Consider the following 16,318-nt stretch of genomic DNA (forward strand, 5'->3'; position numbering starts at 1 on the left):
CTTACAAGGTGATGAAGCGCACGGGCGGGCTGGTCTTGATTTCAAGTGTTCCGGTTACCGGGAATATCTCGCCGTCCAGCAGGTATTCGCGCAGGTGGTCAATGCTGGCGTTTTGGGCGTTGTGACTCAGGTAGCCCGGGTCCCGGCGCATGGCAGCGCTGGGTCGCCCGCGCAGTACAGCGGGCAAGGCCCGGCACAGGCGGGCAGGGGCCTGGGCAATGGCGGTCAGGCGCATGGGCTGGCGTTCGGTGCCCCAAAATGGCGTGCTGCCCAGCAGCAATTTGTCCAGGGTGGTGGCCAATACCAGCAGCCATGGCGCCTCGCGCGTCGCGCCGTTCACCGTGATAGGGGCGTTAACGGTCGCAAGCAGATGGCTGGCCGTGCGGGAAAACAACGCCAGCAGCATGCGCACGAAGGCAGTCAATGGCCCCGCCAGCCCCTTGAGGCCGGTGGGGCGAACCCGCTCATGAAAATAGCGAACGCCGGTGACGATTGAACCGGCGCCAAAGAACAGGCCGCATTGTGTTCGCCGGTTGTGTGAGTCCGACACTTGCAGCACGGCCGTGGGCCTCTCGAGCGCGGTGTGGTTGTCATGGGTCAGCCAGCGCGTCAGTGCCTTGATTGCCTTGAGTGGGTTGCCACGCAACCCGATGGCATTGGCACTCATGTTGGTGGTGCCCGCGGGGACGATGAACACCTTGGGAACTTGCGCCCCAGGGGTTTGCAGCAGGCTGGTCAGCGCCGCCTGCAGCGTGCCGTCCCCGCCCACTACCACCAACAAGTCGTTTTCCATCAGCGCCCAGTTGGCGATGGCAGTCTCGATCTCGGCAGGGGTGCGCACCTGCGCGAACTGGGCGCGAGGCAATCTATAGATCAGGCGGCACAGGCGTACCAGTTGGCGACGAACGCGTCCGCTGAGGGGGTTGATCAAAACGCCGATGCGCCGCGGCTGAGCAATTGAAGGTGGGTTGATGTTCATGACGTTGCCTAGGCGTTTCGGTCGAAGCGATAGACCAGCATCAATGCCGCGCCCAGGATAAACAGCGGTGGCAACAAGGTGGTCAACAGCGGATTCAGGGCAAACAGCAGCCCCAGGTTGACGATGATCTGATTACCCACATAGGTCAGCAGACCGACGACAGCGCCCACCGCCAGGCGGCTGCCCATCCCGGGGTCGCGCTGTTGCACGAAGGTGAAGGGTACCGCCAGCAGGATCATCGCCAGCGTCAGGATCGGCCGGCCGAACTTCTGCCACAGGGCGATGCTGTACTGATCGACGGGTTGATCGGTGGCCTTGAGAAAGTGGATGTAGCGGCTCAGCTGCTTGATGGAAAAACTGTCGCTGGGCAGGGTCAGCTCCTTGAGATGAATACTGGAAAAGATCGACGTCCATTGCAGGCTATCCAACTCGCGGACCGTTTCTTCGCCCTCGCTCCATTGCTTGAAGTTGACTTGGTTGAGCGTCCAGCTGCCGTCCTGGGAGACGCTGGCATTGTCGGCGTGAATGTAACTGGCCAGGGTGTTGTCCGGGTTGTAGCGGAATATCTCGATGCCCATGGGCCGGTTGTGCGTGGCCACGCTGTCGATCCTGGCGACTTCATTGCCGCGCCTGGCCCACAGCGTCCCCTTGGCATTGACTGCCTCATCGGAACTGGTGATGGCGGCGTTGCGCATCTGCAGGCCGCGCTGCTGCAGCGGTGAGGCCACCCATTCATCCAGTGCTGCCAGGCTGGCGGTCAGCAACACGCCTGCGGTGACGGCCGCCAGGGCAATACGCACGATGGACACGCCGGCGGCGCGCAGGGCCGTGAGCTCCTGGCTGACCGCCAATTGGCCCAGGCCGACGATGCCGCCCAACAGGGCGATGAAGGGCCCCAGGTCGATCAGGCGACGGGGCAGCGTCATCAGCACCACCGCCACCGCCTGGGTCCAGCGGTAGCCGCCAGCGCTGACATTGTCGAGTTCGCTGATCAGATCAAAAGTTGTGAACAACGGAATCAGCAGCGCAGCGGCAGCACCGAAACCCACGAACACGTTCCTGACCAGGTAGCGACCCCAAAGGCTCATCGCGAAAACCTCGGCAGCAGCCGCAGGTCACGGGCCATCAAGGCCCCCAGGCCAACCAGCATCAGCAGGGGGACCAGCCACAGGCCCGGGATAAGGGGCAGGGCGGTATTGGCTACCAGGGTGCGGCACAGGTTGCCGGCATAGAAGATCACCGTAAACAGGATCGCGATCGGCAGCAGGGTCGAGAACCGGCCTTTGCGCGGTGCGGTCCGGCTCAGCGGCACGGCCAGCAGGGCCATGAGAATGGCATTCAGGCCGCGGCTTTCACGCCATTGCAGTTCGGCTTTGTCCTGGGGCATGGCCGACATGGCCAGCATCGCGCTGGGGGTGGATTTGCGCTTTGACTCTTCGGTCGGTCCCACCGGCTTGAGGTGTAGCAGCAACTCTTTGTAATTCAGTGTGCTGTCCTTGCTGCCGCGATGCACCAGCGTATAACTGGTGCCCTGTTGCAGGGTCAGCGCCGGCGCCGTGGGATCGGGATCGGTGATGGTCGCCACGTTGGCGCGCAGCACGCGGCTTTTGCCTTCGGTCGGGTCGTAGATCAGCGCGTCGGTGAGCTGGTTGGTGTCCGGGTCGATGTGCTGGGCCAGGATCATCCGGCCGTTGTCATCGTTGAGGTTGAAGCGTTGGGCCTGCAGGTGGCTGACGTCGAGGTCGGAGCGCGATTGCTGTTCCAATTGATAGGTTTGCGTATAGGCCCAGGGCCGGCCGTAGAACGACAGCGCAGCCACCGCCAGGGCCAGGGGCGTGGCGATGATCAGAATGGCCCGGTAGATACGCAACGGGCTGGCACCGGAAGCCATGATGGCGGTGATTTCCGAGTCGTTGTATAGCCGACCCAGCGCGATGGCCACCGAGGCATACAGCCCGACGGGCAGCAGCATCTCCAGCGCGATCAGCACTTTGTAGAAAACGATGTCGAAGACCACCCCCAGCGCCAGGGTGCCGTTGGCGGCCTCGGTCAGGTAGCGTTCGGCCGAGTAACTGGCGAAAACAAAGGTCAGGAAGCCGACCATCATCGTCACAGGACGGCGTACTTCGGAAATGATGTAGCGCTCGATCGTAAGCATGTACCGCAAGCCTTCAACGCGGCATCAGCCGTGCACAGTAAAAAGGGGAATGAAGCGGGTGAGTCGGTCAGGCCGCAGGGCGCCCGTGGTCCTTGGTCATCTCGCGCAGGGTGCGTTCCACCAGCGCGAAGTCGTTGGTTGAGTCCACATCCACCGCCGCTTCCGGGAAGGGCATGACCACAGCGCCCACGCGTGCGCCCAGCAACCGGGAAAGCTGGTTCAGCGCATGCTGGAGGGACAGTTCGCCCAGCAGGTAGCGCACGGTGGCCAGCGGGCCCAGCGCACGGGCCACCACTTGTCGGGGACGCTTGCGCGCTTCTTCCATGCCACGCCAGTACTGCGCCACCTTGGCGCCCTGTGGCGTGAGGAAGGCGAACAGGTTGCTGCCGCAATACGGGCCACCCTTGAGCCGGATCGCTGTTCTGGCCGTGCCGGGGAATCGTTGCAGGACGGTCGCCAGGGGCGTCACGGCAACCGCCACATCACAATCCAGGGCGGCTGCCTGGGTGAGGAAGTAATCGACCATGTCGCCGCGCAGCAAGGCATGGTCGGCGGTCGTCACCAGCAGTGGCCAGTGTTGTCGCATGGCCAGGCCATGGACGACGCTTGCAGCCGGGGTTGCCTGGGGTTGCAGAAAACTCACCTGCTCGCCGAGGATCAGCGACCGCATATGGGCGTCCCGCTCCAGCAGTGCCAACGAAGGCCCGATCAACGTGACCCGGTCAACCTGGGCGCTGTCGTGCAAAGCGCCCAGCACACGGTGCAGCATCGGCACCCCGGCGATTGGCGTCAGCGCCTTGCAGCCTGCCGAGCCCAGCGCAGCCACCGGGTCATGGCCATGGCGATCCGCGCCAAGCACCAGTGCGTCGAAACGCGGCCGTTCAGATTGCTTTTTCATACAGACGGTACCGTTTGTAGGGGGCGGCACCGATGCGATCCAGAATAGCCCGCATGCCGGTGTTGGTTTCTAGGATCCAGGACATTTCCAGTGCTTCGATGTCACGTTTTTCGAACGGCGCCTTCAAGGCTTCGATCAGCAGCAGTGCGATGATCGGCCCCAGTCGGCTGAACTGGTACTGCTGTCGCACGCCCATCAGCGGTACCCGCGCGGTGCGCACGCCACTGACTTTCAGGCGCCACAATAATTTGGCCCAGCCCAATGGCAGCAGGCGCCCATCCAGGTCGGCGATGGCTTCGTTGATGTTGGGCAGGGCAACGATGAAGGCGCAGGGCTCACCGTCGACCTCGGCGATGTAGATCATGTCTTCGGGCACCAGGAATTTCAGTTGCGCGCCCATCTCATCGAACTCACGTTCGGTGAACGGTACAAACCCCCAGTTTTTCTGCCAGGCATCGTTGAACACGGCGCGTAGTACCTGCATTTCCTGTGCGAAACGCTTGCGATCAAGCTGCCGGATCTTGATTCTGTTGCGCATGGAGCCCATCAGTGATGTCAGCGCCGGGGTGAAGGACAGGTCGGTGCGGCGCATCCAGTAAGCCAGCAGGTCCATGCCCTTGGCGTAGCCTTGCTGCTCCAGGCGTGCGGCGTAGTAGGGCTTGCCATGTTCCATCAGCGCCGACGGCGGTGTATCGAACCCGTCGACCAGCAGGCCGCTTTCCTGATTGATGTTCAAGCCAAACGGGCCGGTGATCCGGTGGGCGCCCTGTTTGCGCAGCCAGGTTTCCGCCGTATGAGTCAGCAGGCTGAACACGGCCTCGTCATCGATGGCGTCGAGCATGCCGAAATGGCCAGTGTCCATGCCGTGCAGATCACGATGCAGCGAATCAACCTGAGCGGTAATACGGCCCACCACTTCATTGCCACGTCGCGCAATCCAGGCCTGCCAGTGAATGTGGTCCGATGCCGGGTTCTTCGCCGACAGATGCTCGATACGTTCCACATGCAGGGGGGGGACCCAGTGGGGATCGTCTGCGTACAAGTGGGAGGGCAGGGAGATGAAGGCTTTCAAACCAGCCTTGTCGCTGACCTGTTCTATGGAAATCATGGCTGATCTAAATCCAACTAACTTCGAGGGGGCATTAACTCAATTAACGCAATGCACGGCTGATCACCGCTACGGCGGCGTAAATGAAACCGTTATTAACTAAGTTTGTATATAAAATCTTCATCGCTGTTTCAGATGGCGGGTATCTGATAAATGAATAGTCGTTCAGAAATCAACTCCTGTTAACCTTCGCGCCGAATTAAATTCAATCAGAACATGAACACTGCGCAGGCAACTATCGCTTGCTGGCTGCGGCGCAAATGCGCTGTTTCCTATCTTATTTTCGCCTGATAAATGCATCGTCCAAATGAAACATTGCGGGTGGATTTGCCGTCATGCGATCAGGCCGAAGGTTCACATCTAATGGCTGTGTTGTATATGTCAGAAACAAGCTCAAATCATTCCATACCCATGCGTCACGCAAACTTTGAAAGTTTGGTAGAAGCATTGGATTATGCTGCCACCGGTCAGACTGGCATGAACTTCTATGACCGACGCAGTCAGTTGGTCAGTTCATTCGAGTACCGCATGCTGAAACGGCGCGCCCTGATGGGCGCACGTCGTCTGCTCGGCCTGGGGCTGGTGCGGGGCGACCGGGTGGCGCTGATCGCCGACACCAATGCAACGTTCGTCGAAGTGTTCTTCGCCTGCCAATACGCAGGGCTGATCCCCGTGCCGTTGCCCATTCCCATGGGGGTTGGTCAGCATTCATCCTACGTGGACAAGCTGCGTGGGTTGCTGAGCAGTTGCAGCCCGGCTGCGGTGTGCGGTGGCGAGGAATGGCTCCCCCTGGTGCGGGAGGCCGCCGCCGATCTGCCGCCGATGCCCTTGCTCAGTGGCGTCGACATCGACGCGCTGCCAGAGGCCGAGGTCGAACTGCAGGCGCCTGGCGCGGACGATGTCGCGTACCTTCAGTACACCTCGGGCAGCACCCGCTTTCCTCGTGGCGTGGTGATTACCCAGCGCGCGGTCATGGCCAACTTGCAGGTGATCAGTCGTGACGGCATCAAGCTGCGCGAAGGCGACCGCTGCGTTTCATGGCTGCCTTTCTATCACGACATGGGGCTGGTGGGGTTCGTCCTCACGCCCGTTGCCACTCAACTGTCGGTCGACTACCTGCGCACGCAGGACTTCGCCATGCGCCCCTTGCAATGGTTGAAGCTGATCAGCCGCAATCGTGGCACGGTGTCCGTGGCGCCACCGTTCGGTTACAACCTGTGCCTGCGGCGTTGCAGTGACAAGGACCTGGCCGAGCTTGACCTGAGCAGTTGGCGGGTTGCTGGCGTGGGCGCCGAGCCGGTACCGTTCGAGGCCCTGACGCAATTTGCCGAACGTTTCGCGGCAACCGGTTTCGCGAAAGGGACGTTGATGCCGTGCTTCGGTCTGGCGGAAAGCACCCTGGCGGTCAGCTTTGCCGACACCACCAAAGGCCTGCGGGCCGATGTGATCGATCGCGATGTACTGGAGCACAGCGCCAAGGCCGTACCGCCCACGCCACGCACACGTGCCGTCAGCACGTTCGTGAACTGCGGGGCGGCCCTGCCCGGGCACCGCCTGGAAATTCGCAACGCTCAGGGTGAGGTCCTCGGCGAGCGCGAGGTGGGGCAGATCTTCATTGCCGGCCCCAGCCTGATGAGTGGCTATTTCCGCGACGCTGACTCGCAACTGCAGGCCTCCCAATGGCTGGGTACCGGCGACCTGGGTTACTTGTTCGAGGGCGATCTGCATGTCACCGGCCGCAAGAAAGACCTCATCATCATTCGCGGGCGCAACATCTGGCCTCAGGATATCGAGCACGTGGCCGAGGGCGAGCCCGGCGTGCGCCCGGGCGATGCAATCGCCTTCGTGACGGCGCGCGGTGACGAGCCAGTGGTGGTGATGCAGATCCAGTGCCGGGTGGCCTCGCCCGCATCGCGCGAGCACATGGTCCGCTCGCTGTCGGGGCGCATCCAGAGTGAGTTCGGCGTCAGCGTCGACATTCAGCTGGTGCCGCCGCAAAGCATCCCGCGTACCTCGTCCGGCAAACCGGCACGTGCCGAGGCCAAACGTCGCTACCTGAGCATGCTCGACGGTCTCGCGTTGCCTGCCGCGGCCATCGCCTGATGAGCCAGACCGTGGCAATTACGGGCGCCACCGGCTTTATCGGCCGGCGCATTCTGCACGCCCTGTTGGCGCGCGGTATCGCCGTGCGTGCGTTGACCCGCCGAGCGGTGGCGAGCCTGGACGCCGTGACATGGGTGCGCGGGTCGCTGGAAGATGAGGCATCGCTGGCCAGGCTGGTCAGCGGCGCCAGTGCAGTCATCCATTGCGCTGGCCAGGTGCGTGGTCGCAGCCGCGTAGTGTTTCAGCGCTGTAACGTCGAGGGCACCCGGCGCCTGGTGCAGGCAGCCAAGGCCGCCGGTTGCGAGCGTTTCCTGTTGTTTTCTTCGCTGGCTGCCAGGTACCCGCACCTGTCGTGGTACGCCGAGTCCAAGTTCGATGCCGAAGTCGCCGCCCTCCAGGCGGCCGCCGACATGCCCATCAGCGTTTTCCGGCCTACGGCCGTCTATGGCCCAGGCGACAGCGAATTGCAGCCGGTGCTGTCGGCACTGCTGCGTGGCTGGCTGCCCCGACTTGGCCATGCCAATGCACGGTTGTCGTTTCTGCATGTGGAAGACCTGGTCCAGGCCACCCTGCACTGGCTGGACGCGGAGGCCATTCATGCCGTGCGCTACGAAATCAATGACGGTGCCAAAGATGGCTACGGTTGGAAGCAACTGGCAGCCATGGGGGCGCTGATACGCGGCGGGCCGGTGCGTCTGATCGGTGTTCCCACCGCCTTACTCTTGCAGCTGTCACGCCTGAACCTGGCCTGGCATCGCCTGGCAGGTGGCGAGCCCATGCTGACGCCGAGCAAGGTCAACGAGCTTATCCATCCCGACTGGTCATCCAGCAACCGCCTTATCTCGAAGGACCTGGACTGGTACCCGGCCATCGAGCTTGAACACGCGTTGCGTGAACGGTTGTTTTGATCCCACTTTCATACAGATATCAGACTCTTTTTATGTTGAAGCGCGAAGTCGTCACCGACTACATCCTGGAATGCCTGAGCGGCTTGACCGCCGACAAGCAACGGCCAGTAGGCCTGCACAGCAACCTGATCGAAGACCTGGGCCTTGAGTCCATCAAGATCATGGACTTGCTGATGATGCTGGAAGACCAGTTCGACCTGTCTATCCCAATCAATATCCTGATCGATGTCAGCACGCCCGCCGACCTCACCGATGCACTGATGATCTACCTGGAGGAGCATCATGGGGTTGTATGACGGTTTCTCCCGCCTGGCACAGGAGCGCGAAGCGTTCCAGGACGGCGGCCTCAACCCTTTTGGCACCTGCATCGATGAGGTCCATTCCGCCACCCAGGGGAGCATCGGCAATCGTCGCGTCATTTTGGCCGGTACCAACAACTACCTGGGCTTGACGTTTGACCCTCAGGCCATTGCCGCCGCCCAGGCTGCCCTGGTCGAGCAGGGCACTGGCACCACCGGTTCGCGCATGGCCAACGGCAGTTACGGCGGGCACGTGGCGCTGGAGCAAGAGTTGGCGGCGTTCTTCGAGCGGCCATCCGCCATTGTCTTCTCCACCGGTTACGTCGCTAACCTGGGCGTCATCAGCGCCCTGGCGACTCCCAAGGCGGTGGTGCTGCTCGATGCCGATTGCCACGCCAGTATCTACGATGCGTGCGCCCTGGGCGGGGCGCAGATCATCCGCTTTCGTCACAACGACGCTGCGGACCTTGAGCGACGCATGATGCGCCTCGGCGAACAGGCCAAGGATGCGCTGATCATCGTCGAAGGCATCTACAGCATGCTCGGTGACGTGGCGCCGCTGCAGGACATCGTCGAGATCAAGCGCCGCCTGGGTGGCTACCTGCTGGTGGACGAGGCGCACTCCTTCGGCGTGATGGGGCAGACTGGCCGTGGCCTGGCCCAGGCGGTGGGCGTCGAGCAGGACGTCGATATCATCCTCGGGACGTTCAGCAAGAGCCTCGCGGCCATCGGCGGCTTCGCGGTGGGCAATGACCGCGGCATGGAAGTGCTGCGCTATGCCAGTCGCCCTTATATCTTCACCGCCTCGCCATCGCCATCGGCCATTGCCTCCGTGCGTTCGGCGCTGCAGACCATTGCGCAAGCCCCTGAGCTGCGCGACAAGCTGTGGCAAAACGCCCATCGTCTGTACAACGGCCTGGCAGCGTTGGGTTATCAGGTAGGCCCGCATGCCAGTCCGGTGGTGCCGGTGATGATCGGCACCAAGGAGCAGGGCATGCGCTTCTGGCGAGCGTTGATCGAGCACGGGGTCTACGTGAACCTGGTGCTGCCGCCGGCCGCGCCTGCGGGCATCACGCTGGTGCGGTGCAGTGTCAGCGCGGCCCATTCGGAACAGGAAATCGACGCCATGGTGGAGGCCTTCGCCGCCCTGCGCGACAGCGATATCCTGGAGTCGGTGGCATGAGAATCATCCTGGCGTTCGGTAAATCCTACCCCCTTCGCACAATTTTGATGCTGCTCAGCCTGGTGGTTGCCGGTGTGGTGGAGGGCGTGAGCCTGACTACCATGCTGCCTCTGGTGTCGGTCGTGCTGGGTGACAGCGGCCACTCAAGCATAGTGGCCAGCCATGTTGCCAGTGTGCTGAACAGCGTGGGACTGGAGCCCACCATCACCGTCCTGCTGATTATTATCGTGGCCGGTATGTCCTTGACCAGCCTGTTGATTCTGCTGGCCAACCGTCAGGTGGGCTACACCGTGGCACGCGTCGCCACGGACCTGCGTGTCGACCTGATCAATGCCACGCTGGGCAGCCGATGGGAGCATTACCTGCGTCAGCCGGGCGGTGCCCTGGCCAACGCCGTGGCCACCGAGGCGTACCGTGCCGCGACGGCCTACGAGCACGCCGCCAATATGATGGCCCTGACGATTCAGGCCATTGCCTACGCCATCATTGCCTTAGTGGTGTCCTGGCAGGCCGCCTTGGTGTGCATTGCCCTGGGCCTGGTCATTTTGCTGGCCTTGCGGGGCCTGGTGAAAACCTCGCGCAAGGCCGGCAAAAGCCAGACCGGGCTGATGCGCGAACTGCTGATCAACCTGAGCGACACCCTGGGTTCGGTCAAGCCGCTGAAGGCCATGGCCCGCGAGGACATCGCCGATTCGCTGCTGCGCAGCCAGGCGACTGAGCTCAACACCGCCATGGAAAAGGAAGTCAACAGCCGCGAGACCCTGCGCGCCCTGCAGGAGCCGCTGCTGGCGCTGCTGGCCGCAGGCGGTCTGTACGCCGGCCTGGTGATCTGGAAGCTGCCGATGTCCTCGGTGATGGTGCTGATCTTCATGGTCGTGCGCGTGCTTGGGCTGATGCACAAGGCCCAGCAGCGCTACCACCGCATGGTCGGGCAGGAGAGCGCATTCTGGGCCTTGCGCGAGGCGGTGGAAGAAGCCGAGGCCCAGCGTGAACCCGCCGGCGGCAGCCTCCAGCCAACGTTGGCGCGGAACATTGCGTTCGATCGGGTTTCGTTTACCTACGGCGGTCGACGCATCCTTGATGAGGCCAGCGTGAGTTTCGAGGTGGGGACGATGACAACCCTGGTCGGCCCGTCGGGCACCGGCAAAACCACGGTTCTTGACCTGCTGTGCGCTTTGCTGGTGGCTCAGGACGGCCGCATCAGCGTGGATGGTCAGGCGCTGGCCGATCTGCAACGGCGCAGCTGGCGCCGGATGATCGGCTACGTGACCCAGGAAACCCTGCTGCTGCACGACAGTGTGCTGGCCAACGTCACCCTGGGTGAACCGTCACTGACCGAGGCCGATGCCGAGCATGCGTTGCGTCAGGCCGGCGCCTGGGAATTCGTGCTGGGCCTGGATCGAGGTCTGTACACGCGGGTAGGGGAGCGGGGCGGCCAACTGTCCGGTGGTCAGCGCCAGCGGATCATTATCGCCCGCGCGCTGGCGCACCGGCCCAGCCTGCTGATTCTGGACGAGGCCACCAGTGCACTGGACGCCGAATCCGAAGCCGACATCTGCGCCACGCTCAAGGCGTTGACGCCAAGCATCACCATTATTGCCGTGTCGCACCGGCCGCGCCTGATCGAGGTGGCGGACAAGGTTGTCGAGCTGGTCGAGGGTAAATTCAAAGTTGTGACAGGTGGGCATGCGCAAGTGCCGCGTCCTGTTCTGAGCCACGGCAGGGGAGGTCGCTGAAATGTCGATGAACCATGAGAACGAATTGGCACCAGTTATCGCCTTTGTCGGTTGCGACGGAGCGGGCAAGACCACCGTTTCCGACGCTATCCTGGCGTGGATGCGCGAGTCCGGACAGGTTGAAAGCTGCCATCTGGGCATTCAATCCAAGGCTCTGGGCGAGAAGCTGGTGGGTTTGCCGATGGTGGGGGGCGTACTCAAGCGTCTGATTGCCAAAAACTCGCCGAAAACAGTGTCGCCAGGCGAAGCGTCGCCAAGCTCGATCGAGGCGCCGAGTACCCTGGCGGCGGCCGCGATTTTTCTGCTGTCCGTGCGGCGTTGGCGGCGCTATCAGAAGATGATGTCGCTGCGACGCCAGGGTGTTGCGGTGATCGCCGATCGCTTTCCACAAATTGCCGTGGCCAAAATGAAGATTGATGGCCCGGGCCTCAGTGGCCTACCGCATCGCAATGCGCTGGTGCGCTGCCTGGCACGTTGCGAACGCTTGTTGTACTGCTACATGGTGAGCTATCGCCCTGACGTGGTGATTCGGCTCAATGTCGATCTGGAAACGGCCTATAAACGCAAACCGGACCACCGCTACGCGTCGTTGGCCGCCAAGATCGCGTTGGTGCCGCAGCTGGAATACCAGGGCAGTCCGATCATTGATCTGGACAGTACCCAGCCCCTGGACACCGTCATCGACCAGGCCAAGCATGCCATCAGCGCATGCCTGTCCCGCCAGCGCGCCGTGTAATGGCTAGCCTTAGCGCCTTCCGGCGCCTGGCGCCCTTGGTCGCCATCATCGGCCCGGACGGTGCTGGCAAGACCACCACGGCGCACTACCTGTGCTCGGTTATTGCCAATAGCCAATATGCCTATCTGGGGCTGGGCTCCGGGGCGCTGGGGCTGAAGATCCGGCAGTTGCCATGGATAGGCGCGATGCTGGAGCGGCATCTGTCCGCCAAGGCCCGTCGGGCTCGAACGCCCGGCGAGCGTATTCCCGGGCCTGTCACGGCCGCGGTCATCTACCTGTTCGGCCGGCTGCGCTGGCGGCGTTTCCTGCGCATGCTGCGGGTGCGCGAGAGCGGGCGGTTGGTGATCTGTGACCGCTACCCCCAGGCGCAGATCGCCGGGCTCAACGATGGCCCAGGTTTGTCGGCCGCCCACGCCACGGGCTGGTTCAGCGCGTGGCTGGCTCGGCGTGAGCGCGACCTCTACATCGAGATGGCCCAGATACCGCCCACGCTGGTCATCCGGCTCAATGTGGACGCCCACACGGCCTGGGTGCGCAAGCCCGACCATGACCTGGCCCTGATCGAGCGCAAGGTGGCCGCCACTGCGGCCTTGACGTTCCCCGGGGCGCGAGTGGTCGAGGTGGATGCGCGCTTGCCGCAGGCCCAGGTGCACGCCATTTGCCGTCAGGTCATCGAAATACTGCTCAGTGAGACCCCGGACTTTTCCTCAATTCTTGAACCGCAGGTTACACGCGTTGAATAAGCCTATGCCCCATCTCGGCGCCCAGCCCCTTGCGAATGCCTCTGGCACACCGCTCCTGCGCCGTTCCAGTGCCAGCTCTCTGGCCGTCATGTACCTGTTTTTCTGGTATTTCTCCGGCCCCCTGCAATGGTTGATCTACCATGCCGGTGTCGCCGGCCTTGGCGGCTTCTGGCAAGCCAGCGCGGCAAGCCTGCTGTGGCTGATCCCGCCGTTGCTGTTTCCGCGCTGGACACGGCCCATCGTCGGGTTGACAGGGCTGGTGTTGTGGATGTGCTCGCTGACCGCGCTGGCCTACTTCCTGATCTATGGCCAGGAGTTTTCGCAAAGCGCGATCTTCATCATGTTCGAATCCAACTTGAGTGAGTCCAGGGAGTATATTTCCCAGTATTTTTCCTGGTCTAAATTGGCCGCGCTGCTTGCCTACACCGTCATCGCGCTGGGGTTATGGCTCAAGGTTCGCCCCGTTGCGTTCTCGGGGCGTGCCAAGGTGGTGGTGTGCCTGCTGATTGCCTTTGCATCGGTGGGCTACTCAGCCCTCCATGAGTACCGCAAGCGTGGCGACCTGGACATGCGCATCGGTAAGTTTCAGCAGAATCTGCAGTCGGCGTCGCCTTGGCAGATGGTCATTGGCTACACGCAGTACCGTCAGCAATTGGCCGATATGGCAAGTATGTTCGAGGACTGGAAAGCCATTGCGCCCTTGCAGCATCTGAGGGATGCCCATGCCGGGCAGCCAGCGACAATGGTGTTGGTTATCGGCGAGTCGACTGACCGCCAGCGCATGAGTCTGTACGGCTACACTCGCCAGACCACGCCACAACTGGATGCCTTGCTGCCCGAGCTCGACGTGTTTGATCAGGTAGTAGCGCCGCGACCGTATACCATCGAAGTGCTGCAGCAGGTGTTGACCTTTGCCGACCAGGAGCATCCGGACCTGTACCTGACGACGCCTTCGTTGATCAGCGTGATGAAGCAGGCCGGTTACAAAACGTTCTGGATCACCAATCAGCAGACCATGACCCAGCGCAACACCATGCTCACCACCTTCTCCAAGCAGGCGGACGAGCAGGTCTATCTGAATAACAACCGGGATCAGAACTCCACCAGCCAATACGACGAAGACGTGCTGGAGCCGTTTAGCCAGATCCTCAAGGACGAGGCACCGCGCAAGCTGATTGTCGTGCACCTGCTGGGCACCCACATGAACTACCGCTACCGGTTCCCCAAGAACTACGCGCGCTTCCAGGACCGCGCCGAGGTGCCGCGCTATATCACGGACAAGACGCTGCACAAATACAACGACTACGACAATGCCGTGTTCTATAACGATCACGTAGTCAGTTCGTTGATTGATCGCTTCAAGCGCACCAACCCCCATGGCTTTCTGGTGTATTTGTCAGATCATGGTGAGTCGGTGTACGACCCGGTGGCCCCGCATATGCTGGGGCGCAATGAAGAGGCGCCGACGTGGCCAATGTACACCGTACCTTTCCTGGTATGGCGCTCGCCGAGCTGGAAGGAGGACAGCCCCCTCGATCTGCACGATGCGCTGCACCGCGAGTGGACCACGTCGCACTTCATTCACACCTGGGCGGATCTGGCAGGGCTGCGCTTCGACACGTTCGAACCGTGGAAAAGTATCGTCAACCCGGCCTATCGCCGAGGCCGGCTGCTGATTGGTGACCCCCACCAGCCGGCCAAGCTGCGTGACTTCAACACGCTGGGCAGCGCGCCTTGAATTGCCGGCTAAGGGGCAGCAGTGGTCGCCAGGTTACCCATGTGCTGCTCCAGCCGGGTGCGCAACCAGCGCTCGGCCGGGTCGTTGTCCGTCAGGCTCAGCCAGACCATGGACAACTCCAGCGGCGGCACCTCGAACGGGCAGGGGTCGTCGCGCAAGTTGCCCCACCCCAGCAACGCCTTCGCCGCATAGTCGGGGCAGCTCGCCAGCAGATCGGTACCGTTGAGGGCCGCCGGCAGCGAGCTGAACTGCGGGATCGACAGTACCACCTTGCGGTCGCGGCCGATTTTAGCCAGGCATTCATCGACGATGCCGTGGACATTGGCCGTGTAGGAGACTTGAACATGGGGGAGGGTACAGAACTCGTCCAGGGTCAGAGGCGTGTCAGTGTTATTGGCGCGCAGGATGCGTGGTTCGATGCGTCGGAGCAATTTGCGCTTGGCGTTGGCGGGAAGTTCGCGGGTCTCGGTAATGCCGACGGTGATGTCGCCAGACGCCAACAGGTCGGGAATGCGCCAATAGTCGGCATGCTGGATGATCACGACCACGTTGGGGGCTTCATCGCGCAGCGCCGCCAGAAAGGGCGGCAGCAGGGCGAATTCGACGTCGTCGGAAAGGCCGATCTTGAAAGTCAGACGGCTTTCCAGCGGATCGAACTGGTGTGCGAGGCTGAGCGCTGTGGCCATGGCATCAAGGGCGGGCGATAGATGCCGGATGATTTCTTCGGCGCGGCGAGTGGGTTCCATGCGGTGACCTACTCGAACAAACAGGGGGTCATTGAACAGCGTTCGCAGCCGCCCCAGTGCTGTGCTGACGGTTGGTTGGCCCAAATACATTTTTTCGGCGACGCGGGTGACGTTTTGTTCCTGCATGAGCGCTTCGAAAATGACCATCAGGTTGATGTCGGATTTTCGCAGTTCATTTCGATTCATGGGCGCCTTTCAACTGCCGTGCAAGTCAGCGCATGGCAGTGCCTGGGAAGTTGAGCGAAGGAGTGTCTGATGGTTGAGCTAGACGCACTCAGGCCATTGAAAGTATTTCAAATTGTTACAGGGCGCGAAACTTAGCATGTGCTTTTGAGTGGCACCATGCTGCTTTCTGGAATGCCTAGTTACCGTTTTCGCAACAATAGTGAGCGATCGTTATTAGGGGGCAAAGACGTAACGGTGTTTTCCGTCTGGCGCAATAAAAGCAGTTGGCAGGCGCCGTAGAGCGTCCGTGCTTAACAGGGTGTGTCGTTGATTGAAAGTGTCTTGCTGTAGCACGCTGCCGTTGAACCGGTCTGTCAACTTTTGCTGCTCAAGCGTCGAGGATATAAACATGTTGCTGGTGGAGCGTATGTTCAGGATCCCGCTGGAACAGCTTGCCGCCGAAGTGCAGCAAGTGCTCCATGGAGACGCTGGCGAGTTGACGGCATTTGTGATGTAGCGAGCCGATTTGCAACCATCGCCGTATGCCCACAGGTGATTACCCGAGACACCTTGCGCACGATCCAAGACCGTATTGATCAGAACGTAGCTCGGCTACAACACGGTCATGCGGGCAGCGGTTGCCGTTGAAGATCGGGAGGAGAGGGCGTTATTCAGTAATCCTCCAGTCGATTACCTGGTAGTGAGTACTGCGCACACTGGTAAAAGGAGAGCGCGGTGGGGTAACGGCGAATACAGCACGCCCTCAAATATGCCCCCGCGTGTGACAATCCACTGGAAGTGAATGGGTCTCCATGGCG

At 61.8% G+C, this 16,318-nt stretch carries 14 protein-coding genes and 1 pseudogene; 9 read left to right on the plus strand and 6 right to left on the minus strand.

Annotated elements, in window-relative coordinates; all coding sequences use genetic code 11:
• Nucleotide 1: 1 nt before the first annotated feature.
• The 5 genes from J2Y83_RS12575 to J2Y83_RS12595 all read right to left on the minus strand — a co-directional run bounded on the left by J2Y83_RS12575 (nt 2) and on the right by J2Y83_RS12595 (nt 5,143).
• Entirely contained in the window at nt 2-979 is a 978-nt protein-coding gene (locus J2Y83_RS12575; RefSeq protein WP_253395609.1) for a diacylglycerol/lipid kinase family protein, read from the minus strand.
• Nucleotides 980-987: 8 nt separating this feature from the next.
• On the minus strand, nt 988-2,067 hold the full coding sequence (gene lptG / locus J2Y83_RS12580; protein ID WP_253395611.1) for an LPS export ABC transporter permease LptG: 1,080 nt from the start codon (nt 2,065-2,067) through the stop codon (nt 988-990).
• Complete coding sequence (gene lptF, locus J2Y83_RS12585) at nt 2,064-3,137, minus strand: LPS export ABC transporter permease LptF (RefSeq protein ID WP_253395613.1); 1,074 nt, start codon at nt 3,135-3,137, stop codon at nt 2,064-2,066. The genes lptG and lptF overlap by 4 nt, the downstream gene beginning before the upstream one ends.
• Before the next feature lie 67 nt (nt 3,138-3,204).
• The gene (locus tag J2Y83_RS12590) at nt 3,205-4,035 is read right to left on the minus strand and encodes a nucleotidyltransferase family protein (protein WP_253395615.1); all 831 of its coding nucleotides are present in this window, start codon (nt 4,033-4,035) and stop codon (nt 3,205-3,207) included.
• Nucleotides 4,019-5,143: an N-acetyltransferase gene (locus J2Y83_RS12595; protein ID WP_253395639.1), complete on the minus strand. Its 1,125-nt coding sequence runs from the start codon at nt 5,141-5,143 to the stop codon at nt 4,019-4,021. The genes J2Y83_RS12590 and J2Y83_RS12595 overlap by 17 nt, the downstream gene beginning before the upstream one ends.
• Before the next feature lie 378 nt (nt 5,144-5,521).
• Between J2Y83_RS12595 and J2Y83_RS12600 the strand changes: the two genes are divergently transcribed.
• From J2Y83_RS12600 to cptA, 8 genes are read left to right on the plus strand one after another with little or no spacing between them, the layout of a single operon-like run.
• On the plus strand, nt 5,522-7,246 hold the full coding sequence (locus J2Y83_RS12600) for a fatty acyl-AMP ligase (RefSeq protein ID WP_301294982.1): 1,725 nt from the start codon (nt 5,522-5,524) through the stop codon (nt 7,244-7,246).
• Nucleotides 7,246-8,154, plus strand: coding sequence for an NAD-dependent epimerase/dehydratase family protein (locus tag J2Y83_RS12605; protein ID WP_253395643.1), 909 nt, complete (start codon nt 7,246-7,248; stop codon nt 8,152-8,154). Before J2Y83_RS12600 ends, J2Y83_RS12605 begins: the two co-directional genes overlap by 1 nt.
• Before the next feature lie 32 nt (nt 8,155-8,186).
• Complete coding sequence (locus tag J2Y83_RS12610) at nt 8,187-8,450, plus strand: acyl carrier protein (RefSeq protein ID WP_017845645.1); 264 nt, start codon at nt 8,187-8,189, stop codon at nt 8,448-8,450.
• On the plus strand, nt 8,437-9,636 hold the full coding sequence (spt, locus tag J2Y83_RS12615) for a serine palmitoyltransferase (RefSeq protein ID WP_253395645.1): 1,200 nt from the start codon (nt 8,437-8,439) through the stop codon (nt 9,634-9,636). Before J2Y83_RS12610 ends, spt begins: the two co-directional genes overlap by 14 nt.
• Nucleotides 9,633-11,372, plus strand: coding sequence for an ABC transporter ATP-binding protein (locus J2Y83_RS12620; protein WP_253395648.1), 1,740 nt, complete (start codon nt 9,633-9,635; stop codon nt 11,370-11,372). The genes spt and J2Y83_RS12620 overlap by 4 nt, the downstream gene beginning before the upstream one ends.
• 1 nt (nt 11,373) lies before the next feature.
• Entirely contained in the window at nt 11,374-12,108 is a 735-nt protein-coding gene (locus J2Y83_RS12625; RefSeq protein ID WP_247404166.1) for a nucleoside triphosphate hydrolase, read from the plus strand.
• Nucleotides 12,108-12,851: a hypothetical protein gene (locus J2Y83_RS12630; RefSeq protein ID WP_253395649.1), complete on the plus strand. Its 744-nt coding sequence runs from the start codon at nt 12,108-12,110 to the stop codon at nt 12,849-12,851. Before J2Y83_RS12625 ends, J2Y83_RS12630 begins: the two co-directional genes overlap by 1 nt.
• A 4-nt stretch (nt 12,852-12,855) precedes the next feature.
• Nucleotides 12,856-14,589, plus strand: coding sequence for a phosphoethanolamine transferase CptA (cptA, locus tag J2Y83_RS12635; RefSeq protein ID WP_253395651.1), 1,734 nt, complete (start codon nt 12,856-12,858; stop codon nt 14,587-14,589).
• An 8-nt stretch (nt 14,590-14,597) separates the two neighbouring features.
• Here the strand turns inward: cptA and J2Y83_RS12640 are convergent, their stop codons facing one another.
• Entirely contained in the window at nt 14,598-15,521 is a 924-nt protein-coding gene (locus tag J2Y83_RS12640; RefSeq protein ID WP_253395654.1) for a LysR family transcriptional regulator, read from the minus strand.
• Nucleotides 15,522-15,995: 474 nt separating this feature from the next.
• Between J2Y83_RS12640 and J2Y83_RS12645 the strand changes: the two are divergent.
• Nucleotides 15,996-16,148, plus strand: a pseudogene (locus tag J2Y83_RS12645) (type II toxin-antitoxin system HipA family toxin); the annotation flags it as partial.
• Between the last annotated feature and the right edge of the window lie 170 nt (nt 16,149-16,318).

It is taken from the genome of Pseudomonas marginalis, from assembly GCF_024169655.1.
Classification (GTDB): domain Bacteria; phylum Pseudomonadota; class Gammaproteobacteria; order Pseudomonadales; family Pseudomonadaceae; genus Aquipseudomonas; species Aquipseudomonas paraveronii.